Source organism: Brachymonas sp. KE5 (assembly GCF_057773645.1).
Genome location: NZ_CM173463.1, coordinates 1564044 through 1582862, shown reverse-complemented (window position 1 = coordinate 1582862; position 18819 = coordinate 1564044). Strand labels below are relative to the sequence as shown.

At 42.2% G+C, this 18819-nt stretch carries 30 protein-coding genes; 3 read left to right on the top strand and 27 right to left on the bottom strand.

The window, feature by feature from the left end; translation table 11 throughout:
* Window positions 1-242: 242 nt before the first annotated feature.
* The 16 genes from ACX36O_RS07520 to ACX36O_RS07445 form a co-directional block, all read right to left on the bottom strand.
* Window positions 243-977, bottom strand: a complete 735-nt coding sequence (locus ACX36O_RS07520; protein ID WP_488359599.1) for a hypothetical protein — start codon at window positions 975-977, stop codon at window positions 243-245.
* A gap of 107 nt (window positions 978-1084) precedes the next feature.
* On the bottom strand, window positions 1085-1474 hold the full coding sequence (locus ACX36O_RS07515) for a hypothetical protein (RefSeq protein ID WP_488359598.1): 390 nt from the start codon (window positions 1472-1474) through the stop codon (window positions 1085-1087).
* 115 nt (window positions 1475-1589) lie between these two features.
* Window positions 1590-2246: a hypothetical protein gene (locus ACX36O_RS07510; protein ID WP_488359597.1), complete on the bottom strand. Its 657-nt coding sequence runs from the start codon at window positions 2244-2246 to the stop codon at window positions 1590-1592.
* Between the two features lie 98 nt (window positions 2247-2344).
* Window positions 2345-3133 (bottom strand): hypothetical protein, encoded by a 789-nt coding sequence (locus ACX36O_RS07505; protein WP_488359596.1) that lies wholly within the window; start codon window positions 3131-3133, stop codon window positions 2345-2347.
* 96 nt (window positions 3134-3229) lie between these two features.
* Complete coding sequence (locus tag ACX36O_RS07500; protein ID WP_241170363.1) at window positions 3230-3766, bottom strand: hypothetical protein; 537 nt, start codon at window positions 3764-3766, stop codon at window positions 3230-3232.
* Between the two features lie 95 nt (window positions 3767-3861).
* Window positions 3862-4128, bottom strand: a complete 267-nt coding sequence (locus ACX36O_RS07495) for a hypothetical protein (RefSeq protein WP_241170362.1) — start codon at window positions 4126-4128, stop codon at window positions 3862-3864.
* Window positions 4128-4358, bottom strand: a complete 231-nt coding sequence (locus ACX36O_RS07490) for a hypothetical protein (RefSeq protein WP_488359595.1) — start codon at window positions 4356-4358, stop codon at window positions 4128-4130. The genes ACX36O_RS07495 and ACX36O_RS07490 overlap by 1 nt, the downstream gene beginning before the upstream one ends.
* A gap of 40 nt (window positions 4359-4398) precedes the next feature.
* On the bottom strand, window positions 4399-4533 hold the full coding sequence (locus ACX36O_RS07485; RefSeq protein ID WP_488359594.1) for a hypothetical protein: 135 nt from the start codon (window positions 4531-4533) through the stop codon (window positions 4399-4401).
* Between the two features lie 155 nt (window positions 4534-4688).
* On the bottom strand, window positions 4689-5729 hold the full coding sequence (locus ACX36O_RS07480) for a PDDEXK family nuclease (RefSeq protein WP_241170360.1): 1041 nt from the start codon (window positions 5727-5729) through the stop codon (window positions 4689-4691).
* Window positions 5719-5919: a hypothetical protein gene (locus tag ACX36O_RS07475; RefSeq protein ID WP_488359593.1), complete on the bottom strand. Its 201-nt coding sequence runs from the start codon at window positions 5917-5919 to the stop codon at window positions 5719-5721. Before ACX36O_RS07475 ends, ACX36O_RS07480 begins: the two co-directional genes overlap by 11 nt.
* Complete coding sequence (locus tag ACX36O_RS07470; protein ID WP_488359592.1) at window positions 5888-6427, bottom strand: hypothetical protein; 540 nt, start codon at window positions 6425-6427, stop codon at window positions 5888-5890. Before ACX36O_RS07470 ends, ACX36O_RS07475 begins: the two co-directional genes overlap by 32 nt.
* Window positions 6428-6641: 214 nt before the next feature.
* Window positions 6642-7280 (bottom strand): hypothetical protein, encoded by a 639-nt coding sequence (locus ACX36O_RS07465; protein ID WP_488359591.1) that lies wholly within the window; start codon window positions 7278-7280, stop codon window positions 6642-6644.
* A 90-nt stretch (window positions 7281-7370) separates the two neighbouring features.
* Window positions 7371-7871 carry a hypothetical protein gene (locus ACX36O_RS07460; RefSeq protein ID WP_488359590.1) on the bottom strand — a complete coding sequence of 167 codons (501 nt, stop codon included), beginning with the start codon at window positions 7869-7871 and terminating at the stop codon, window positions 7371-7373.
* The gene (locus tag ACX36O_RS07455; RefSeq protein WP_488359589.1) at window positions 7868-8188 is read right to left on the bottom strand and encodes a hypothetical protein; all 321 of its coding nucleotides are present in this window, start codon (window positions 8186-8188) and stop codon (window positions 7868-7870) included. The genes ACX36O_RS07460 and ACX36O_RS07455 overlap by 4 nt, the downstream gene beginning before the upstream one ends.
* Before the next feature lie 14 nt (window positions 8189-8202).
* The gene (locus ACX36O_RS07450) at window positions 8203-8373 is read right to left on the bottom strand and encodes a hypothetical protein (protein ID WP_488359588.1); all 171 of its coding nucleotides are present in this window, start codon (window positions 8371-8373) and stop codon (window positions 8203-8205) included.
* 122 nt (window positions 8374-8495) lie between these two features.
* Window positions 8496-9218 carry a hypothetical protein gene (locus ACX36O_RS07445; protein ID WP_488359587.1) on the bottom strand — a complete coding sequence of 241 codons (723 nt, stop codon included), beginning with the start codon at window positions 9216-9218 and terminating at the stop codon, window positions 8496-8498.
* A gap of 198 nt (window positions 9219-9416) precedes the next feature.
* Here ACX36O_RS07445 and ACX36O_RS07440 point away from each other — a divergent pair, with 198 nt between their 5' ends.
* Entirely contained in the window at window positions 9417-9668 is a 252-nt protein-coding gene (locus tag ACX36O_RS07440; protein ID WP_241170350.1) for a RepB family protein, read from the top strand.
* Window positions 9669-9679: 11 nt separating this feature from the next.
* A complete protein-coding gene (locus ACX36O_RS07435) occupies window positions 9680-10378 on the top strand; it encodes a hypothetical protein (protein WP_488359586.1) in 699 nt (232 codons plus the stop codon).
* 143 nt (window positions 10379-10521) lie between these two features.
* Here the strand turns inward: ACX36O_RS07435 and ACX36O_RS07430 are convergent, their stop codons facing one another.
* The 3 genes from ACX36O_RS07430 to ACX36O_RS07420 form a co-directional block, all read right to left on the bottom strand.
* On the bottom strand, window positions 10522-10824 hold the full coding sequence (locus ACX36O_RS07430; protein ID WP_241170348.1) for a hypothetical protein: 303 nt from the start codon (window positions 10822-10824) through the stop codon (window positions 10522-10524).
* A 213-nt stretch (window positions 10825-11037) separates the two neighbouring features.
* Window positions 11038-11589, bottom strand: coding sequence for a hypothetical protein (locus ACX36O_RS07425; RefSeq protein WP_488359585.1), 552 nt, complete (start codon window positions 11587-11589; stop codon window positions 11038-11040).
* A 116-nt stretch (window positions 11590-11705) separates the two neighbouring features.
* The gene (locus ACX36O_RS07420; RefSeq protein WP_488359584.1) at window positions 11706-12056 is read right to left on the bottom strand and encodes a hypothetical protein; all 351 of its coding nucleotides are present in this window, start codon (window positions 12054-12056) and stop codon (window positions 11706-11708) included.
* Window positions 12057-12281: 225 nt separating this feature from the next.
* Here ACX36O_RS07420 and ACX36O_RS07415 point away from each other — a divergent pair, with 225 nt between their 5' ends.
* The gene (locus ACX36O_RS07415) at window positions 12282-12770 is read left to right on the top strand and encodes a hypothetical protein (RefSeq protein ID WP_488359583.1); all 489 of its coding nucleotides are present in this window, start codon (window positions 12282-12284) and stop codon (window positions 12768-12770) included.
* A gap of 76 nt (window positions 12771-12846) precedes the next feature.
* Here the strand turns inward: ACX36O_RS07415 and ACX36O_RS07410 are convergent, their stop codons facing one another.
* The 8 genes from ACX36O_RS07410 to ACX36O_RS07375 form a co-directional block, all read right to left on the bottom strand.
* Complete coding sequence (locus tag ACX36O_RS07410; RefSeq protein ID WP_488359582.1) at window positions 12847-13692, bottom strand: hypothetical protein; 846 nt, start codon at window positions 13690-13692, stop codon at window positions 12847-12849.
* Window positions 13693-13779: 87 nt separating this feature from the next.
* Window positions 13780-14508: an ankyrin repeat domain-containing protein gene (locus tag ACX36O_RS07405; RefSeq protein ID WP_488359581.1), complete on the bottom strand. Its 729-nt coding sequence runs from the start codon at window positions 14506-14508 to the stop codon at window positions 13780-13782.
* A gap of 11 nt (window positions 14509-14519) precedes the next feature.
* On the bottom strand, window positions 14520-15050 hold the full coding sequence (locus tag ACX36O_RS07400; RefSeq protein WP_488359580.1) for a hypothetical protein: 531 nt from the start codon (window positions 15048-15050) through the stop codon (window positions 14520-14522).
* A gap of 14 nt (window positions 15051-15064) precedes the next feature.
* Window positions 15065-16513 (bottom strand): DUF5906 domain-containing protein, encoded by a 1449-nt coding sequence (locus ACX36O_RS07395; protein WP_488359579.1) that lies wholly within the window; start codon window positions 16511-16513, stop codon window positions 15065-15067.
* Window positions 16514-16583: 70 nt separating this feature from the next.
* Window positions 16584-16760, bottom strand: coding sequence for a hypothetical protein (locus ACX36O_RS07390; protein WP_488359578.1), 177 nt, complete (start codon window positions 16758-16760; stop codon window positions 16584-16586).
* 174 nt (window positions 16761-16934) lie between these two features.
* Window positions 16935-17291, bottom strand: a complete 357-nt coding sequence (locus ACX36O_RS07385; RefSeq protein ID WP_488359577.1) for a hypothetical protein — start codon at window positions 17289-17291, stop codon at window positions 16935-16937.
* A 114-nt stretch (window positions 17292-17405) separates the two neighbouring features.
* A complete protein-coding gene (locus tag ACX36O_RS07380; protein WP_488359576.1) occupies window positions 17406-18188 on the bottom strand; it encodes an N-6 DNA methylase in 783 nt (260 codons plus the stop codon).
* 12 nt (window positions 18189-18200) lie between these two features.
* Window positions 18201-18791 carry a hypothetical protein gene (locus ACX36O_RS07375; protein WP_241170337.1) on the bottom strand — a complete coding sequence of 197 codons (591 nt, stop codon included), beginning with the start codon at window positions 18789-18791 and terminating at the stop codon, window positions 18201-18203.
* Between the last annotated feature and the right edge of the window lie 28 nt (window positions 18792-18819).

Sequence of the window (18819 nt, the reverse complement as noted above, 5' to 3'; positions counted from 1 at the left end):
GTCATGGTGCCGATTGCTCCACCCAAACATGTTGAGTCGCAGTCTAATTTTTGAGCCTGTGCTTTTTCTGCTGTTGCTGTCAATGCAAGCAAAGCTATAGCCATAGTGTAGATAAAGTTTTTCATTTTTCATTTTCTCCGTTGTTCTTATAGTTATACAAAATAGAAAAATGAAATCAATAGTTATTCATTGATTTACGATATCGTCTTGCAATAAAAAAGCCCCATCGTTTGGGGCTTTTCTTAGTTGGCTGCTCTGCTTGTCTCAATTCCTTGGTCTTTCATCAAGTGCTTGAAAGCTAGGTAAGGCATGTTGAAATCAAAGTATCCATAAAGCTCTTTCATGGTGTAGTCTGTTGGCTGTATGTCGTTTTCTTTGAAATAGCTGTGTAGCTCGTCAATAGCCTCTTGGGGGACATGCTTGTCTTTGCCGTTGAGGTTTTGCCACCAATTTTTGCGATTGATAAGCTGCTTGTAGGGAATAGCGTTCTCATAGAGACGTGTTCTGAAAGTCGCAAAGGAAATGTCAGAGCCGTCAAGCTCACACTCTCTATAAAGCTCTGAGAGAGTCTTGTCAGCCGTTGGGACTTTTTTCAAGTGCTGTGCGAACCATGACTTTGTTTTGTAGGGCAACTTGTGAGCTATCAAGATTCGTTTCAAGTCTTTGGCGGTGCCTTGATAGTTTGTAAGTGCTATGAGTTCGTCAATGGTGTGAGTCGCAGTGTCAGCAAGCTTGAGTCTGAAAACAATGTCTATGTCCTCCTGAGCTTTCTTGATTCGCTCCTTAGCTCTGTGCTTGTCTTGATATGGCTTTAGATTGATATTGAATTGAACAAGTATGCGATGCACATTTGCGCCCGTTTGTCCAAGTCGTTCTCCAATAGCTTTTGAGGTTATCAATTCGCCTTTTTTGTCTAGTTCCTCAATGATTGCACGTATGTCTGCAACATTGTCTCTTTTTGAATTGTTGTTGTTCATGTTGTCTCCATTCTTTTGTTGTTATCTAGTTATACAAAAACAAAAGATAAAATCAAGAGCAATGGGGCAAAAAGAAAAACCCCTATGTCGGGGCTGTCTTGGGTGTTTCATTTTGTTTTATCTATCAGTGCAGAAAGAATTGGGCTGACCTTGGATTTTTTGGCAGTGTTCTTGTAGAACTTGTTCTTATAGGCGGCTCCGTTTTTCTTATGTTTGGCCTTTTCCTGTTTTTCTTTAGCTGCCTGCAACATTCTTGCTCTAAGCAACTCTGTTATTTCTTTCGCTGCCACATCAAAGAAATTATGTGATTCGTTGGTGTTTGGAGCTATCTTGCCAACTCCTGCCAATGGTTTAGGCTCATTACTTGTATGATAGAAAGTTGTTGCCATCTGACGCGGCAATATTCTCCAATGTGTTGCATTTCCAAAAATCTCTTGAAATTCATCTTGAACGAAAATGATTTGATTTGCCTGTTTTTTTGATATGTTCTTTTTCATGATTTCTCCTTTGGTTATTTCTTTATCTTATTAAATAGAAAAAGAAAAGCAAGAGTCAAAAGGAAAAGTCGATATCTTTATTTGAAAAAGAAAAGCCCCTGTGTTGGGGCTTTGTTCATTTGCAGTCAATAACAACTTTCTTGATTTCCACTGAGACTCTTTTCAAGAGCTTGTAGACGTTGAACTCGCCACCTCTGCGGTGTGAAAGTTCTCCCGCATATTCGGTTGCCTCGTCCAAGTCGTTGCCCTCGTAGAGAACAATGCTGCCGCTTGCCACAAGGTAGATAGTCCTCAATGTGGTTTGAGGCTCTTGGCCTGCTGTAGCCTCATCGGTGGCCTTTGGCTGCTCTCCACGGTATAGGTAGTGCTCAGGCTTAAGCGGCTGCTCCTGTAGCTGCTTGTTGAACTGCATGAGGTTCACGGCCTGGCGGTAGATCTCGCTCTGAAATCCGTCTATCTCGCCTGTGAGTGCCTGTGCCACCTGGTTGAGTGTTTCAGGGTGGGCAAAGTAGTTGTCGCGGATATGGGCTGTGTATGCGTCGACGGTGTGGTCCAGGCGCAAGAGCTCGTTTGGTGCCTGTGGGATTGGTGGGGTGTAGGTGGGTGTTTTGCTGGTCTTGTTGTAGCTGCGGGCAAGGTGTTGGTAGCCTGCCTCAATCAAGTCCACATATTTGTAGCCGGTCAATCTCATGACGGCGGCAATGCTTGCTCTTTCGTTTTTGAGTTTCAATTCCTCAATAGCAAGGTCTACTATGTCTTTGTCTATTTTCATAACTACTCCTTATTTTTGTTGTTATGAGTTAGTTATACAAAATTGAAAAGCAAAATCAAGAGCAAATGAAAAAGGCCCATCGTTTGGGCCTTTGTTGTTTAGAAAAGTTTTTGTCTTAAGCTATCAGGCATTGATCGGTGTAGCTTTCTCAATTCAAGTGCTGATGGTTGATTGCTGACGGGTCTAGTTTCAAAAGCTGAGACTGTTGAAAGGATGAGTTGTATGTTGAACTTGTCGGCGTTTAAAATGAATGCTTTCTTTGTGTCTTTCTCTTGCTGTGATAGCTCGTTGTTTGTGGCTATGCTTTCCAAGACAATCTTTTGATTGCCTTTTGTCTGGTCAATGAGTATCTGTTTTTCAAAGGAACCTAGCTTGAACTTGTAGCCCTTAAAAACAATCTCAAGGATTTCGGTGCGTTTGTTCTGCACTAAGTCTCCCAAGACATCAATCAATGCAGTGCTTGGAATTTTGCCTCCATGCTGCTCAATCAAGTGCTTGAGATTTCTAGTAGTTCCTTGTTGGGCAACCATGCTGAACATGGCACTGTATTTTCCATCATGTGCCTCTATGGCATTGAGAATGGTGTCAAAGTAGGCGGTGTCAGTCAATTTCGCTGTAGCTAAGACTAAGTGAGCCTCTGCCTCTGGAACATTCTTTAATGGTCTAGAAAGTGCTTTTTGCAAGCTTTCAAGGTTGTGGTTTTCTATGGCTTTGAATGCAGTCTCAAGAATTTGAGATTTGGTTGCTAGATAAACCTCTTTCTCTACTGTTTCCTTGCCGTCCACCATGACGGTCTTTGTGGTTGTGTGTTCGTCGTAGTAGGCGTCAAATGATTTGATAGTGTGTCCTTGATTGCTTTGAAAAGCCTTTTTTATAGTTGATAGCATAATGTCTCCTTGTTGTTATTCTTATTTATACAAAATATGAAAATAAAATCAAGGGCAATGCAAAAGAAAAAGCCCCGTTGATTGAGGCTTTGTTTATTACATGCTCATTTTTCTTGATTGAGTCTTTGACTTTGCTTTTTTATGTTGAGCGACATGGTTTTGCTCTTGTCTGTCTTTGTCGTGTAGCTTGTCAATCATTTCTACAAGTTCATTAAAGCCTTGGGTGTGCAAGCTGTTTCTCAATTCCTTGCTGACTTTCATGCCTCTTGTGTTAATAAGGTAGTTGGTCATGAGTCTGTTGTCTGCTGTGCGAGATAAGAACTTGTTCAAGTTGAGATTGTTCTTGCGAGACTCTACGAACTGAACTTGAGCCGGTGTGGCTGTGTATTTGTCATCCTTGTGGAGCTCGTAGGTAGCCTCATCAATCTTGGCCTGTAGTGGCTGTAGGTCTGTCTCTTTCATGCGCTCTACGGCGTTTGCAAGGCGCTGCTTGTGCTGTTCCTCTACCTGGTTGTCAATGATGTCAAGTAATGCAAGAATGGAAAATTTGAATTGTTCCAAATAGGCTTGGTCATGTTCCTTTTCCATCAACTCCTTGATGGTTTCTAAGTCTTTTTTTTCTTGTTCGTTCATATTATCTCCTTTGGTTTTATTTTCAAGTTATACGAAATCTACAAGAAAAATCAAGAGTGAATGAAATGAAAAAAGCCCCTTGGTTGGGGCTTTGTTTATACGGCATAGAGAAATTCCAATAAATCATTTTCTCTTTGCTTGTCGTATATGTAGCTATCACGTTTGAGAACCTTGCCTATAGTGATCCTTGTTAATCTCTTTTCAAAGGCAGGTCTTGTGGTCTTGTAGATTGAGAGAATTTTTTCGTCCTGTCTATCAATCTTGAGCAAAAAGTTTCCAATGATCGCTGTATCGTTTTCTGATAGGTGCTTAGTTATCAGGCTGGCTAAGTATTCCTTGTTTAAAAGCATGTCGTTCATCATTATGCTGCCTCTTTCAATGGTTCTAACTTGATGCCAAATTTTGCAAGCTCTGATTCTGGAATTTCGTCGTATATATCTACGATTTCAAGAACTCTGTCTGATGCCTTGTTATTCAATTTGACCATCTTGCCCATGTCTGCCTCTAAGTCATAAAGCATTGCTGCGTATGCTTGGGTTGCTCTGCATGTGAATTGGCTTAAGAACTTTTCTTTTTGTTGTTGTGCGTTCATGTGATTTCTCCTGTTGTTTATTATTGTGTGGTTGTTGTGTTCAGTTAAAAGCTTTGTTCCAAGCTTTGTCGCAAAGGTTGTAGATGTGTGCTGCTGCAACCTCAAGCATTTCAATTGCTTTGCCGCTGAATATGAAAAATGCGACTCCTAAAATTCCAATAATTGCGTAGATCATATTTTTTCTCCTGTTGTTATACTCTTATATTATTAAATAGAAATTGAAAGTCAACGGCTTGAGCAATAAATATTTAAAGTCGATATCATTGGTTGAGTGGAAAAGAAAAAGCCCCGTTGTTGGGGCTTTGCTCATTGGTTGGATTTTCTTTGTTTCTAGATAGAGTAGAAATCGTTTTTTAGTTTCTGCTTTTGAGCCTCTGTAAAGCACATCGATAAACCTTTCTCTTTGCAAGCATTGATTACATTATCTAGAAATAGCTCAAATACGTTCCTCTCAACTAAATCATCTAGAATTTTTATGTTGATAAGAGTAATGCCATTTGCATTGCAATTTTTCTTTTTTTGCTCATCTTTGAATTTTTGATAAGTTAAGTCTTTAACCTTTTTGTCTCTTGTCAGTTCAAAATGGTGTTCCCCGTCAAACTCAAAAGCGATGTTGAATTCCTCGCAGTAGCCGTCAAGCTCAAGTCTTGAGTTCGTCCAAGGGTTCTTGTTCCAAGCAGGTTTTTTTGTTGGGAATGGTCTGCCAAAGAACATTTCAAATATAAGTCTGGCTCTTTTTTCAGATGGCAATGTTTTGCTGCACTGAGGACACCATTGACCATGATTTACAACATTATTGTAGGTGGCCGTCCATGTTGGATGACTTTTCTCTTTGCATTTCCAAAGCATTGCTACTCGCGCACCTTGGTAGCTAGTTGAGAGGCAGATACCACTTTGCAGCTTTGCCTTGTCAATTGCTTTTTGCAAACCTATTTTCAAAAGTCTAATTTCTCTTTTATTTTCCTTGTAGCAAAGCGGGCACCATTGCTTATGATTTACTACATTGTTGTATGTAGCCGTCCATGCGGAATGACTTTTCTCTTTGCATTTCCACAACAGATTTTCAGATACTCCATTGTATGAATGTGAAAGACAAATGCCACCTCTGGACTCAGCTAAATTCATTGCTTTTGTTAATCCGTCAATTGTTCTGTTAAATGAGGCTGTTTTTTGAAATCCACACTGTGGGCACCATGAGTTTTTCCCAATCACATTAGGCAGAACTGCGAACCATGAGGCGTGTTCAGCGTGTGAGCATTTCCACTCTAATTTAGTAGTAGAGTTTTTGTAGGTCTGTGATAGGCATACTCCACCCTTTGAAAGTGCATGTTCTACTGCTCTTTTATAGAATTCATTTTGTCTATTGTTCATTTACTTTCCTTTTTTCTAAATCCTTTTGAGCTTGCTCTGCGATCAGCTCGTCGTATACGTCGAGGTTGCTTAAGTTATTGATGCCTGCTGTGTAGAGTGTTCGGGTTCCATAGTTAGGCTCCTGGCTGACATCAAGAAAGCCCTCTCGGCCAAAGAATTCAAGTGTTGGTTTCTGTTGTTGTGTTGTCATATTTAATTCCTTTTTTTTCAAGTAAAAATTGTTGTCTCGCTATCTTGGCTGCATAGATAGCTGTGAGGTATCGCAAAGTTAAAGCAGCCTTTTGTTTGTAGTAGTCGTTGTCTTTGGCCGCTTTAAGCATCGGCTCAATGTCAAGGTCTAGAGTAATTCGTCTGTCAAATGTCAAGTCCATCAATCGGTAGGTAAATTCAAAGTGGATGGCGACGGGTGTTAGTTGTTCGTCAATGAGCTTGACTGCATTGAACATAGTGCAAGGTTTCAATCCTTGTGCTGTTTCATAGAATCCGACAAGCTCAACTCTTGCGAACCACTCAGTAAAGTAAGAGGGCATGCTGATTTGCATTTCTTTTTGAAATCTGAAATCGGGAACTGACCAATGTGCAATGGCAAGCTCAATCTCTTTGGAAAGCATGGGATGCACTTGGCTAAGATTTTTGAGCCAATCAATCACATTGTCTTGCTCAGTCTTGTGATTTGCTTTTCTAAATAGTGTAAGCATTGTTTATCTCCGTTGTTATATTTACTTTATTAAATAGAAAAATAAAAGCAATAGTCAAGTGATAAATGGATATCTTTGATTGTCGATAAATTTCTTGTGATTGATTGCCGTGAGGCTTGGGTCCTGAGAGCGGCCCGACCGTCTCTCTTTACCGTGCTAATAGGGCAGTTGAAATCCATCTGAGCAAAGAAAAAGCCCCTTGAGGGGCCTTGTTTTAGTAGTGAATGTTTGGTCTGCAATTGTGGGTTTCGTTGTTTGTGAACCTGAACTTGTGGGCTGTCCTGTAGTCGTCGCTGTTCAAGTAGGAGAGGTCTAGCTTGTATAGGCCCATGTCTGTCATTGCCTTGACGGTCTGCCTTGCCTGGTAGATGTGTGCCTCCACCTGGTCAGCGGTCCAGCCGTTGACTTTCTGCATGTGGGCTTTGACTTTCTCCCCATAGCCGTCTCTCTCGGCCAATCCAAAGTGAACTGCCTTGTGGCACATAGGGCATAGAGAGCGAATGCGCATGAGTTTCTGTGTGCGGGTGCCGTGGTTAAAGCTCCATTCCTCATGAGCCTCTAGGGCGTGTCCAAAGCCCTGCTTGAACCCGTTGGTACGGCATACCTCACATTGAGCGGGTTGCAGCCTGTAGGCGATTCGGTTGAGGTTGTGGGCCGTGTGGGCGATTAGCTGCCATGTCTTGCCATCCACTCTTGAGCGCACGTTGAGGCCGTGCATTGCCTTTGGAACTAGGTCTGTGGCTATCTTGGCGTCTGTCGGTGCAGGAACAAGCTTTATGCGGTTCTTGTTCTGTGGCTTTGCTCCTATATAAATTAGGAACATGCCAAATAAAATGATTGTTATTGTTGTCATTCTTTTTCTCCTTTGATTGTGTATTACTTATACAAAAAAGAAAAAGATAATCAAGAGCCATAAAAGAGAAAGCCCCTTGACGGGGCTATTTCATTTTTGCTTTTTGTAGGTCAAACCTAAGCGGGGCAAGATTGTGTAGAGCTTGTGTGTTTTCCATTCTTGTGTATATCCAAGTTTCTCTGAGATTTCGTTGACGGTCATATTGGCTGTGTCCATCAATCTCAATTCGCGTTCGTGTCTTGAACTGAACTTGTGAGCCTTGTATTTCAAGCCGTGCTTGTTCAATGTGTTGAGAATGCTCACATATTCATGTCTTGAGGTGGCTCCAAGCTTTCCCATCATTTCTTTGATTGTCATGTTGGTGGTGTCAAGCTCCTGCAACTGACTTAAGAACTTGTGGCCTTTGCCTGCTGGTGCTTTCTTGTATGGCAAGTTGTTTGCCTTAATAACATAGTAGGCGTTGCTCAATGAGCCTGCTCTACCTGTTTTTTCCCATATCTCCCTGATTGTCAAAGACTCGTCAGAGTGCTTGACGTAATCTTTGTAGTAGCCGCTTTGGGCCTTGTTTTTCAAGTGCTGTTTTGAACTCATGTTGTTTGTCTCCATATATAAAAATAGTTGTCGTTTGTTGTGAATTTAAGTTGGCGCTTTTGATAAAGATTTGCGCCTTTGAACTCAATGCTTTCGTCTGCATAGAAATCCCTCAAGAATTGGTCTGACTCTTTCCAGGCTGTCAAATCGCTTTGGGCTGCAAGCTCCAAAGTAATGCTTTGCTCTGTGCCGTCTATCAAATATGTTGTCTCCATTTCATAGTTGATAGGGTTGCTCTGTGCTAAAGCTTTCTCTGCTGCATAGTCTTTCTTTGCTTTCTTAAGTGCTTTGAGCATGGCTTGCATTTCAGGGGTCATGTCTTTAATTCTCATCATCTGCCTCCTGCAATCACAAGATATTTGTCGTATTGAGCTTGAGCGATAGAGCGCAAGGTTGTTACATCGTCTTTCTCACTGAACATGCCTTGATATGTTCCAAAGCCAAACATGCGATTGATTAGCTTGATGCATTCTGTTTTTGTCATTTGGTTAAAGTTTCTCATCTCCATTTCCTCCGTTGTTGTGGGTTAGATTAAGTCTGCTGCTTTTCCTAATATGAACACGATGCCTGCATAAGTCGCGGCTCCAATCAATATCAGGTAAGCCAATAAGGTAAGTTTTTCTTTCATTTCTTTTCTCCTTTGGTTGCTTGTTCTAGAACCATCTGACCAATACGGTTGACTTGGTCAATGGTGGATTGTGGTGTCTGCTCTATGAACTGCTTTGGAGACATAGCCATTTGTTTTGCTACTCCATCCAAAAGCATTGCATTCATTTCCGCTTTGGTAATGCCCTTGTTCTCTGTTTCATTGACCAATGAGCCTTTATTGCTTGTAGTGGTGTCCAAAGTCTTTTGCTGCTCTGGTGTTAAAGCAGGAACATTCTTGATTTGAACTATAGGGGCTTGATGTGCATTGTCTGAAATCCAGAAAATCGTCCCTGCAATTAAAATTGCAATCGCTGGAATGAATGAGACTACTGCAAAATTTCTTAGAGCCTTTCTTTCTGACTGCTTATAAGTCTTGTGCAATATCGCCAAATTGTTCTCTAGTCGGGCAATCTCCAAGTTTGTTTCTCTGTCATTCTTGAAATCAAAATCTAAAGTCTTTGCTTTAAGGGCTTTAATTTTGTCCATGACTACTTGGCAATGTTCTTGGGGTGTATATATCCCTGTGCTGTCCTGAGCATCTGCTTTTTGTGTATGAACCTTTTTGAAATCAAAAAGCTCATCGTCCAAGTCTTTATGTTGCTCGGCATTGAATTGCAGTCTCGCAAAGATTTCGTCTTTTGATTGGAATGTGCCTTTGTTTCTAAAATCTTGAATTGTTGGATTGATTGCCTTTGTCATGATTTCTCCTGTTGTTCTTTATTTATATTATTAAATAGAAATCAAAAAGCAATAGTCAAAGGCAATAAATTTCAATTCGATATCCTTTGTCTGCGTCTTTTTGTTGACGCACTCATAAAAAGATTGAGTAGATGCGTTGATCTATCTATCTGTTTACGTTGTAATCAATTTATTGAGTAAGCAGATAAAGGAACGGTCATGTTGGAAATGCAAACAAAGGTCGGTCGTCCTCGGACAAGTCTTTTGACTCGTAAGGAACAATTGGCTTTGGCTCAACAAAAGAAAAGGGACTCTGACAAAAAGGCAGGACTCAAGCCTTTGAATGTCAATGTGAGTGCTGAGGCAAAGGGCTTTGCTGATGCCCTTTGTTCTATCCACAATCTCACTCAAAGAGAATTGATTGAGCGGCTGCTAGACAAAGCAATCAAGCAAGGCAGTCTCTTGGCTTGATAAAATGAGGCATGGATAGAAATGACATAGAGAGTGCGGTTGGTGTCTGCACTCTTGACGATTTACACCTTGCCTTGTCGCTCGATGACTTGTTGTCGGTGCCACTAGAGGCCAAATGGCTTGCCCTGAACCTCATGAGGCTCAAAAGCCCTGAGACATTCGCAAGGGTGGATCTCATCCACCAATTCACGCCTGCAAAGGCTCTATCCCTCTTGGTGGTGGCCTCTGTAGAGGGTGGGGCCAGCGAGCTCGTCAAGGTGCTGTTCCAGGCTGCTCCACCAGGTCAGCGACAAGCTGAGGCTCTTGTGATTGCCTACTGCCTCTATGTGGGGTGTTCCCGTCTCGAGGCCGTGGCTGACTGGTCGCCCAATTCGTTTGCTCAGGCTCTTGAGCAAGGCGATTTCACTGATGACGGGTTCAGGTGGTTCTACCTGCTGCACCTCGGCCGCATGGCTCTAAAGCAGGGCAGGGACATAGAGCCTGCTCGTATCGGTCTGAACCTCCCCATGTTCGGCCATGAGCATCAAGCTGACCTCTTGGACTCTCTAAGGGCGCTGCAAGAGTTCGTGGCCATCTACCCCAAGGAACTGCTCAAGAGGGCTGATAGCAGGTTTGGTGCGGTTCTGAGCTACATGCAGGACATTGGCGCCGTTGCTCACTTGGACATTGACTTTGACGGCTCTGAGGACGTTCTGAGGCTCTACCGTTGACTTTGTTGTTTGATTTCGTATAACTAGATTACCGTCAACGTTGGGTTGTATGTAAATCACTTAAAGGCCACTGTCAAAGGTGGCTTTTTTGTTCGCCAAAGAAAAAGGCCCTGTGTGGGCCTTGGTTTTTTTCTGTTGCCGTCTTAGATTGTTCCGAAAGGTGGCACGAAACAAGCCTCAAACTCGTCAATGCTGTTCAAGTTAAGCATGTTCACAATGAGTCCTTTCTTTGTGTCTGCATAGAACTCATATTTCAAGTTGCTTGTTCTGTTCTTGTGGTAGACGGTCAAGGTCAATTTAAAGTGATAGGGATTGACTCCGTTGTGCATGTCTTTCTCAAGCTTTAGTCTGTATGCCAAAGCATTTGCATGGCCGACTACTAAGACTGCTGCTTTCTTGATTTCTTTCAATGTGATTGGGTGCTTTTTAACGCTCTTTGTATCCATTTTTTGTCTCCTTGTTTTTCTTGTTGGATAATATAGTTATACAAAACTATAGAAAGAAATCAATAGCGAAAGATAAAAAAGATGTTGACATTCGTTTTTGTTTTTCGTATAAATAAAGTATGAACAAATTCCCTTTTGTTCTATTCTTAAAATGTGTTATTAAAATTGTTTATTATTGGCAAAGCCCTGCATTCTCATGTAGGGCTTTTGCTTTTATGCGTTGAGTTCTTTTGCAAGATTGGCACTTGCCCACATGATTGCAGGCTTTAAAAATGACAAAGGGATTGTGTAGAAAAGGGCTTTGCCATAGGTGGTGTTTTGAACCTGTTTGACATGAGGGATGTTGTTCAATCCGCCTACTGAAAGAACAAGGGCTTTGTAGGCTTTCACATCCATGATGAACCACTCTGAAAAGCCGGTTTCGGCCTCGTTGCTCCAACCGTAAAAGTAGTAGTCGCAATAGAGGTGCATGAACTCGCCGGGGTTCTGAAACTCCGTGCCATAAGCGTTGTAGAGCTCCTGGGTAAAGTCCTTGAATTTGAGCTTGTCGTGTGTTCTGTATTTCTCTTGGATAGAGAAACTGACCTGTGAGGGTAGGAAATCAACCCTTGAGTCAATGCCTGCTCTTTGGTCTAAAGCTAGGTCGTTGAGTATGAAAGTCTTGACCTCGCTATTGAAAGCGTAGCCGAAAGTCTTGGCAATGATTTTGTGTGCTGGTGTCTTTAGTTTGTCGTTAAAGCTCAGTGTCTTTTCAAATGAATTCATGTTATTGCTCCTTTTTTCTTGTATTTGTATAGAGCCTCTATACCTAATACTTATACAAAAAACAAAAGAAAAATCAAGAGCAAGAAAGAACAAAGCCCCGTTTTGTCGGGGCTTGTTTATTTGTGCTTAGAAAGAGATTGAATGAACTCTTGCATTTCTTGGTGTTCTAGGTTTTCTTGTGCCTTGTCGTGCATGTCTCTGACCATGAACATGACTTGTATGGTGGATAGAACTGTCAGGTTCTCCATGATTTCAATAGCAGGCAAATTGTCGGGGTTCTTTGATAAATACAAAAACAAAAGCTGTGAGTAGGCTTGATAGACTGAGAAATCATACATGTAGAGTCTTATCAGGAACTCTTGAAAATCATGAGGGCTTTGGTAGTTGCGGGCGATGAGCATGTCAAGGCGAACTACTCTGCCTGTTCTTTTACTTGTGATTGCTATATTCCTGCGTAGATTTTTCATTGTTGTAGCTCCTTTTTAAAGTTATACAAAATCAATGGAAAAAATCAAGAGATTGGCTTGCTCTTGATATCCTTGAGATTTGAAAAGACTTGATTGCCTCCTGGCTTTGTCCTGGTGGTCGCCTGGGTGCGTCATTTAAACAAAAACAATGAATTGATGTTGACCTAAAGAGAAAAGAGTACGCTAACATCGTTTCACTTACTTAATTCTTTAGGAGTGATTCAAATGATTGATGCAATCAAAACTTTCTTGGGTGGCTATCGTGCTGTTGGTATCAAAGAAACCCGTGGCTCTGAGGGTCATGGGTTCTATGCAACCTTGTTCAAAGACGGCAAAGCATTGGGAGAAATTGCAGACTATGCGGACGGTGGACCTGTCAACTACCACCTGAGCAAAGAGGACGAAACGGCATTGATTGCCTTTTCCAAAGAAAAGTATCCTGACATGAAATATGAACCGGAGGGCTGCTTTATCGGTGCCTTGATTGACTATGAACTGAGCATCAAGAAAATCAAAAACAAGGCTGCTAAAGCTCTGCTCGTCGCTGATGAGACTCAGCTTGATGAGCATGGTGTTGCCACTAGCTATAGCATTTGGAACCTGCTGCCCACTCCTGAAAACAAAGCACGGGTTCTTGCAAAGCATCCTCAAACCAAGTTCTTGAACGATGAACTTGACGGGTGGGAAACCCTCAAAGCACCTCGCAGAAAGTGAGCAACTGCACCAAAGAAAAAGCCCCTTGATTGGGGCTTTTTGCATTCCATCCATCCCTTTCATTGACAAGCCGGTTTTACATGCTCATTCCTCTGCTTTTCTTTGTGGATTTGGCTCGTTTTGGTGGGCTGTAGGACTGTTGAGACTGCTGCTGCTCAAGCTGCTCTTTCTGAGCGGTTTTAAGAGCATTCACGGTGTCAGGCTTGCAGTATTTCTCTGCTACTTGAATGTAGGCAGGCTCTACATTCGCACCATGCTTGATAAGGGCTTGGGCTGTGTCGTCTTTGCCATGCCATAGAGCCACGCCAAGAGGCTGCAAGATGTAGTTGTGATTGACCTGTTCCCCTTGGCTTACGTGGTAGTCAATGTGGGCTGCGGTGCCTTGGGCTGCTGCTGAAAGCATGGTGGTCACGGGCTTAAGGTCTGAGCCTGCTATATCGCTGGTCACAAGGCTCAAGAATGCCTCTTTGTATAGGTCTTGCTCTGCCTTGTCGCGGGTCGCTATGGCCTGAATGGCGGTGTCCTTGCCTGCCACTTGGAAAAAGTGCAAGTCCTCGGCTGTTGGGTGGTAGCCGGTGTCTACGATGGCCTGCACAAAGCCTCTGTCGCGTTCGTGGTCGCTTACTGAACCAATCGCATAGGCAAGGCTGACGCCTGCCTTGTTGAGCTCCATAACGGTTCCTACCTGGTGCGCCTTGGACGCGGCAAACATGGCATCTACTTTGGCGTCATGGGTCATGGTTGGATAGTGGCTGTTCGCCATCAAGCGAGTGCTTTCTACTGAGCCTTTGACTGCTGCATGCTCAAGGTTCTCTCTTGTGAAAATGTCTGAGGTCCAACCTTGTTTTGACAAGGTTCTCAAGTTCTCTACATTGTCAGCATCAATGTTTTCTCTAATGATTGTGTGAACTGATTTATTCATATTTATTCCTTTATAGTTGTTCTATAGTTATACGAAAAAACAAAAATAAATCAATAGCCATTAAAAAGCCCCTTGATAGGGGCTTGGTTAAATTTTCATGCCTTTTGATTGGGGCTTTGCTTTTGTTCTTGGTGGCATCTTGTTTTGAAAACTATGCTGTTGATAAGCTTTGGTCAAAAGGTGTTTTGCCTCAACAAAGCGAGGGTGCATGTTTTGAATGAACTCTTTTGTTGGAACCATTCCTTTGTCTGCAAGCAAGTGCCTAAGAATGGTCAAGTTCTCAATCTTGCAAGCACGCTCCAAGGTTTGAGTATTTGGAACTGCTCCGTTCTCAAGCATGTAAAGGGCTGCTTGACTCTGGTTTGAGGTAATGAAATCGTTGATAAGTGGGGTGTAGTTGTTCGCACCATGCTTGGCAAGAACCTCAAGAGCCTTGACTTGGTTGTAACCTGCTCCAAGGTGGATAAGCATGTCGTTGTCCTCATGCGGGTCTGCACCGTGGGAAAGCAAGTAGTCCAAAGTTTCCCATTGGCCGTTTTTCATGGCTGTATGGCACTCACTCAAGCCAGGCTTGACGCCTTGAACCTCAATGAGCTCGTTGCGGACATTGGCGGCACTGCTGGCAATAGCTGCCTCAAGACACTGCCTGATGTCGTAGTCCTGGTCATTGGCCTCAATGAGTTGAGCCTGTAGAGCCTTGAACTCTGCCAATTTGTCATCGCCTGCAAGAGAGACAAGTTGCTCTGCTTGGGTTGGTGTTATTTTTTTAAAACCGGCCTCGGGGCCAAATGGGTCAAATTCGTCAAAATCAATCATTATTTTTCTCCTTAGATTTTCATTTTTTTTGTTGTGGTTCTTTTGGGCATGGTTCGGCTCTTGACAAGCAACTTGTCTCTCAAGTCTCGTTTTTCGAGAGCTTGGTTGATTTCTTGGATTGCATGCTCATTGCCGACTCTGAGATTTTCAGGGCCTTTGTTTAGCCTTTGCCTGTCCTCTTTTGTTAGGTTTCGCTCCGTGTGATTAATGATGAAAAGCAATGCGTTGATATGGTAGACCGGCATTGCCAAAGCAATCTTTAAGTCAAAGTCTTTGTGAATGTAGTCTTTGACATCTTGGTAGTTCTCATAGCAGTGATTAACAAATTCCAAGTAGTTATGGCTAAAGCCTGTTTGAGTGAGAGCGAGTTTAATAATCTCTCCATCAAACCTCATGGGATTTGCACCTTTATCCAAGAGCTTGTAAATCAAGTGCATTTTCTTGCAGCTTTGATTTACTACTTTTCTGAACAAATCAAGGTCAAGTTTGTCTTGTTTCTCCTGCTTGTAAAATTCCTCATCTGTGAGCAATGTATAACTCATGCCTCATCCCTTTCTTATTGTGGTTTTGCTTTGAGAAAGACAACTCTTTCTCCATTGACTTTCTTTTCTCCATCGGCTTTGATTTCAGAGAACACGTTTGCAACTCGCATCCAAAAGGTTGTTGAGTTCATTTGTTCAAAGTTGTTCTCGTCTGCCCATGTATTAAAGTAGTCAAAGATTTTCTTTTTGCTTGTGGATTGCTTTTGCTCTTTGTCGTATTGGTAGTTTTTCTCAGACAAGAACAAACGCACCTTGTCAGCACTGTTTTTCCAATCATCCAAAGCTTTTTCAGTCTCGGTGCAAGCTGTGAATTTCCATTTGTTTTGAATGAGACGCTGCAAGCCCTGCAAGCACCAAATAATGAAATCTGGCATCTCTTTTTCTGCAATCATTTTCTCAAGGTCTGCAATCGGTTCGGGATTTCCATTCTTGCCGTCAAATTGCACGTCCCAATCAATCAATTGAATGCGACGGAAAAGGCCGTCTGAAAAATCGTCAATGCGTGGCATTTGGTTCATAAGCATGACCCACTTTGCAGTCAAAGCAGAGTTTTGCTTTTTGGCATAAATGCCTCTAAGTTCTACGACATCACCTGAAACGGCTTGCTTTACAAATTCCTGGTCAAAGCCTGTTTTCTTTGTCTCGGTGCAATAAATCATGGTTGCACCAATCAAATGATTGTTGTATTCGTGAACGGTGCTGATATTGACTGAGACTGCTTTTGTGTGAGCTTTGCCCAAAAGGTAAATCATCACTGATTTGCCGTTTGCACCTTTGCCAATCCACATCTGCATGACTTGCTTTTTGACAGTGTTGGTCAAGCTGTAGCCACAATATTCTTGTGTGAGCTCACGCTTTGCTTTCTGTGGCAAAGAGGACTCAATGAACTTGTGAAAGTAGACGTCTTTCTTTGGTGGGAAAGGTTTAGCTTTAGGCAATACGAATGGGCCTGCTTTCTCTACAACCATGTCAATTTGACTGCGAATAGGGTAGTTCTTGGTTGGCTTGATAGCTGTAATCTCGCCTGTAATTTCATCAATCAAAAGCCAATGCTTTTTAGTTGGGATAATGATTTCTTTAATGAATACTGAGTCAAAGCTTTTGACTGTGGCGACAAGCATTGTGTAAATGCTGTTCAAGTTCTTGCTGTTGAACTTAAGAGGATGGTGCTTGCGCAACCAGGCGGCAATCTGCTCTTTGACAAGTTCCTCAGATTGTTCTTGCCAATATTCATTGTTCCAACGGAAAAGCACTTGTCCGTCTTTGTGATAGTCCCAATGCAAGTATTTGTCGGCTCCAAGTTCATTTTTTCCTGTGACTTGAAAGACATACTTGTATTCAATAGATTGAGTCTCTTTTTTCTCGTCAGCCTTGCTCAAAGCTTGTGTTACTGCTGCGATCTGCTCAGGTGTCAAGATTGGTGCTGCGGTGTGGGCGGCAGGGGTAGCAACTGTTGTTGTCATAGATATTCCTTTATTGTTTTTGGCTCGTCTCCTTTCAAAGATAGAGCGTTGGTGTAAGTTAAGTTATTGTTTAGTTTGCTGTTGCACGGTTTGAAATTAAATGGCTTTCCCTTTCCATTTTTTCTTTTACTGCTGCTCGTATCCACTCGCTCACATTAATTTCTATTGCCTCAAGCATTTGAAAGTATTCCATTTGCTTTGTCGTGTATCGTGTTGAGCGTGGTGTTTCTGATTTATTCTTTTTCATCTTTTTTCCTTGTTTTGTAGTTCAATGTAATACAAATTACTAAAATAAAAGATAATGTCAATACTTTGGCTAAAAAAATGTTGACATTATCTTTTATGGTGCTTTAGTGGTTTTATAGTTCTAGTCATTTTCCTGTCTCAAAGTTAGCCCCAATTGTTGGGGCTTTCTTTTTTCTCATACTTTGATTTTCTCCAACATCTTGAGAAAGACTTGAGTGTTCAAAGGGCAGACATGTCCTGTGGTTGGTTCCACAATCCAAATATTGATAAGCCTGTCGTTGACAACCTTGCGCTTGACTTGGACGGGCTGATTGAAAAACATGTCTCGGCAGAACTTGGCAATGTGCATGATTTCCTTTTCTGCAAAAACAAACATCATCTTGGTTTGTTCTTTGACGATATTTTGAAATGCCATAGTTGCATTGCGTTGAGTTGGATAATGGCTTTTGTCTTTGTCAAAGAGTCCATTGATTTTCATAACCTCATTCAAGAGCTTGATTTTCTTGTTCACGATTTTGAGTTGTTCGTTCATGTCTTTTCCTTTCGTTGTTTGATGTTGTTATCTTATTTTTTCGGCTCAAAATAAGCGCCAAAGCTTGCAACCTCCTGAGATTGTTGACAGTGGCGTTTTTGTGGTGTAGGTGGCTCAAGCTGGCTCTTTCTCGGTGTCCAAAGCCTTGATAGCTGCCTCTGTTCCTGTGGCCCTGTGGTGTGCCTGGTAGAACCTGTCATTGGTGTTGGGTAGCCAGTGATAGCCAAGGTGCTTGCCCTCCTGCATAGCCACGTATTCACTCAAGATATTTGCGTTGTCTATGTGGAATGAATGCAAGGGGATTCGGTGGATGCATGAGTTCAAGACAATCTGAACCGTGGCAATCTTGACCATCTCAGGGTCAAGGTCGTTGGCTCGGACATTGAGCATGCTGACGGCTCCTTTGCCGTGTTTTCTCAACACTGCACGAATGAACCCAAGCAAGAGACTGCCTGCACCACAACCCATGTCATCGCCCACGGTGTAGGGCCTGCTTGGTGCCTCTGTGAGAGTGCTTGAGGTCATCTGTAGCTCTGCAATCATTTCGGCCAGGTCGGGCGGTGTTAGGAACTGTCCAAGACGTTCTCCCTTGATTTCCATGTCGTAGAGGCTCGTCATGTGGTCAGTGAAAGGCTCTGCCTCGGCCACGGTCTGCAAGAACATTTGAGAGAGCTTTTGGAGCTCGTCCCATGCTTTGGGGTCGTGTTTGTAGTAGCTGAGTTCTTGGCGAAAGTTTTTGCCAAATCTGTAGAGGGTGTTGGGGAATGCTTTCTCAATGAATGCAGGCTCGGTCAAGAGGTTGCAATACATCTGCATCAAGTCCTCAATGACTTGTTTCTCTGTCCTGTTTCGGGCAACTGTGGCGACTCGCGCCACTTGTTTTGATAGGTTGGTCATAGTTGTTCTTTCTTAAATTTTCCTAGTTCTGATTTTTTGACTTTTCTTATTGAGATTGACGGTGAGCTTTCCGTTTAGCGAGAATTTTTCATAATCGTGTTGGTTTTCATTCCAAAATTTCTTGTCAAAACAAGATAGTTGAGAATACTCATCCAAATCAAACACTAAGCTACCTATTCTTTTTATTTTGTCGTGATCTTTCCCAAAGTGTTGTTCATAGATATTGAATTTCTTGAGTGGGTCGTTTGTTTTCATTCCGTTAAAGTAATCGGCTGTGTCTGCCTCGTCGTTAATAAGAATGTATTTGCTGATAACTGTGTCTAAGTCGCCTACATCAGTCAAATCAAAGAAAGTATTGTTTAGCAGTTGAACGGCGATAACTCCAGTTTCGCCAGCATCAGCAAGGTCGGTCAAATACTTTTCCAAGTTTGAGTGCTCTAAAAATTTGAGATACATTGAAAGAAATGTCCCTTTATTTTTGAAATAAGCAGCGTTTTCCTCCACATGATTAAAAAAAGCAGCTACTTTGTCTTTTGTGATTTCATTATTCATGCTGGACATTGAAAGCTCATCAAATAATTGTTCTTTGAATTCATTTATCATTTTATTTCTCCTATTGTTGTTTATTTAT

What these genes read in the sequence shown, in the direction of transcription:
- ACX36O_RS07500 (WP_241170363.1), bottom strand. Translation starts at nt 3,766, where the DNA reads ATGAACGAACAAGAAAAAAAAGACTTAGAAACCATCAAGGAGTTGATG.
- ACX36O_RS07505 (WP_488359596.1), bottom strand. Translation starts at nt 3,133, where the DNA reads ATGCTATCAACTATAAAAAAGGCTTTTCAAAGCAATCAAGGACACACT.
- ACX36O_RS07475 (WP_488359593.1), bottom strand. Translation starts at nt 5,919, where the DNA reads ATGACAACACAACAACAGAAACCAACACTTGAATTCTTTGGCCGAGAG.
- ACX36O_RS07440 (WP_241170350.1), top strand. Translation starts at nt 9,417, where the DNA reads ATGTTGGAAATGCAAACAAAGGTCGGTCGTCCTCGGACAAGTCTTTTG.
- ACX36O_RS07455 (WP_488359589.1), bottom strand. Translation starts at nt 8,188, where the DNA reads ATGACCCCTGAAATGCAAGCCATGCTCAAAGCACTTAAGAAAGCAAAG.
- ACX36O_RS07390 (WP_488359578.1), bottom strand. Translation starts at nt 16,760, where the DNA reads ATGAAAAAGAATAAATCAGAAACACCACGCTCAACACGATACACGACA.
- ACX36O_RS07460 (WP_488359590.1), bottom strand. Translation starts at nt 7,871, where the DNA reads ATGAGTTCAAAACAGCACTTGAAAAACAAGGCCCAAAGCGGCTACTAC.
- ACX36O_RS07445 (WP_488359587.1), bottom strand. Translation starts at nt 9,218, where the DNA reads ATGACAAAGGCAATCAATCCAACAATTCAAGATTTTAGAAACAAAGGC.
- ACX36O_RS07410 (WP_488359582.1), bottom strand. Translation starts at nt 13,692, where the DNA reads ATGAATAAATCAGTTCACACAATCATTAGAGAAAACATTGATGCTGAC.
- ACX36O_RS07385 (WP_488359577.1), bottom strand. Translation starts at nt 17,291, where the DNA reads ATGAACGAACAACTCAAAATCGTGAACAAGAAAATCAAGCTCTTGAAT.
- ACX36O_RS07510 (WP_488359597.1), bottom strand. Translation starts at nt 2,246, where the DNA reads ATGAAAATAGACAAAGACATAGTAGACCTTGCTATTGAGGAATTGAAA.
- ACX36O_RS07520 (WP_488359599.1), bottom strand. Translation starts at nt 977, where the DNA reads ATGAACAACAACAATTCAAAAAGAGACAATGTTGCAGACATACGTGCA.
- ACX36O_RS07400 (WP_488359580.1), bottom strand. Translation starts at nt 15,050, where the DNA reads ATGAGTTATACATTGCTCACAGATGAGGAATTTTACAAGCAGGAGAAA.
- ACX36O_RS07470 (WP_488359592.1), bottom strand. Translation starts at nt 6,427, where the DNA reads ATGCTTACACTATTTAGAAAAGCAAATCACAAGACTGAGCAAGACAAT.
- ACX36O_RS07425 (WP_488359585.1), bottom strand. Translation starts at nt 11,589, where the DNA reads ATGAATTCATTTGAAAAGACACTGAGCTTTAACGACAAACTAAAGACA.
- ACX36O_RS07420 (WP_488359584.1), bottom strand. Translation starts at nt 12,056, where the DNA reads ATGAAAAATCTACGCAGGAATATAGCAATCACAAGTAAAAGAACAGGC.
- ACX36O_RS07515 (WP_488359598.1), bottom strand. Translation starts at nt 1,474, where the DNA reads ATGAAAAAGAACATATCAAAAAAACAGGCAAATCAAATCATTTTCGTT.
- ACX36O_RS07480 (WP_241170360.1), bottom strand. Translation starts at nt 5,729, where the DNA reads ATGAACAATAGACAAAATGAATTCTATAAAAGAGCAGTAGAACATGCA.
- ACX36O_RS07430 (WP_241170348.1), bottom strand. Translation starts at nt 10,824, where the DNA reads ATGGATACAAAGAGCGTTAAAAAGCACCCAATCACATTGAAAGAAATC.
- ACX36O_RS07495 (WP_241170362.1), bottom strand. Translation starts at nt 4,128, where the DNA reads ATGATGAACGACATGCTTTTAAACAAGGAATACTTAGCCAGCCTGATA.
- ACX36O_RS07380 (WP_488359576.1), bottom strand. Translation starts at nt 18,188, where the DNA reads ATGACCAACCTATCAAAACAAGTGGCGCGAGTCGCCACAGTTGCCCGA.
- ACX36O_RS07450 (WP_488359588.1), bottom strand. Translation starts at nt 8,373, where the DNA reads ATGAGAAACTTTAACCAAATGACAAAAACAGAATGCATCAAGCTAATC.
- ACX36O_RS07490 (WP_488359595.1), bottom strand. Translation starts at nt 4,358, where the DNA reads ATGAACGCACAACAACAAAAAGAAAAGTTCTTAAGCCAATTCACATGC.
- ACX36O_RS07395 (WP_488359579.1), bottom strand. Translation starts at nt 16,513, where the DNA reads ATGACAACAACAGTTGCTACCCCTGCCGCCCACACCGCAGCACCAATC.
- ACX36O_RS07405 (WP_488359581.1), bottom strand. Translation starts at nt 14,508, where the DNA reads ATGATTGATTTTGACGAATTTGACCCATTTGGCCCCGAGGCCGGTTTT.
- ACX36O_RS07465 (WP_488359591.1), bottom strand. Translation starts at nt 7,280, where the DNA reads ATGACAACAATAACAATCATTTTATTTGGCATGTTCCTAATTTATATA.
- ACX36O_RS07415 (WP_488359583.1), top strand. Translation starts at nt 12,282, where the DNA reads ATGATTGATGCAATCAAAACTTTCTTGGGTGGCTATCGTGCTGTTGGT.
- ACX36O_RS07375 (WP_241170337.1), bottom strand. Translation starts at nt 18,791, where the DNA reads ATGATAAATGAATTCAAAGAACAATTATTTGATGAGCTTTCAATGTCC.
- ACX36O_RS07435 (WP_488359586.1), top strand. Translation starts at nt 9,680, where the DNA reads ATGGATAGAAATGACATAGAGAGTGCGGTTGGTGTCTGCACTCTTGAC.
- ACX36O_RS07485 (WP_488359594.1), bottom strand. Translation starts at nt 4,533, where the DNA reads ATGATCTACGCAATTATTGGAATTTTAGGAGTCGCATTTTTCATATTC.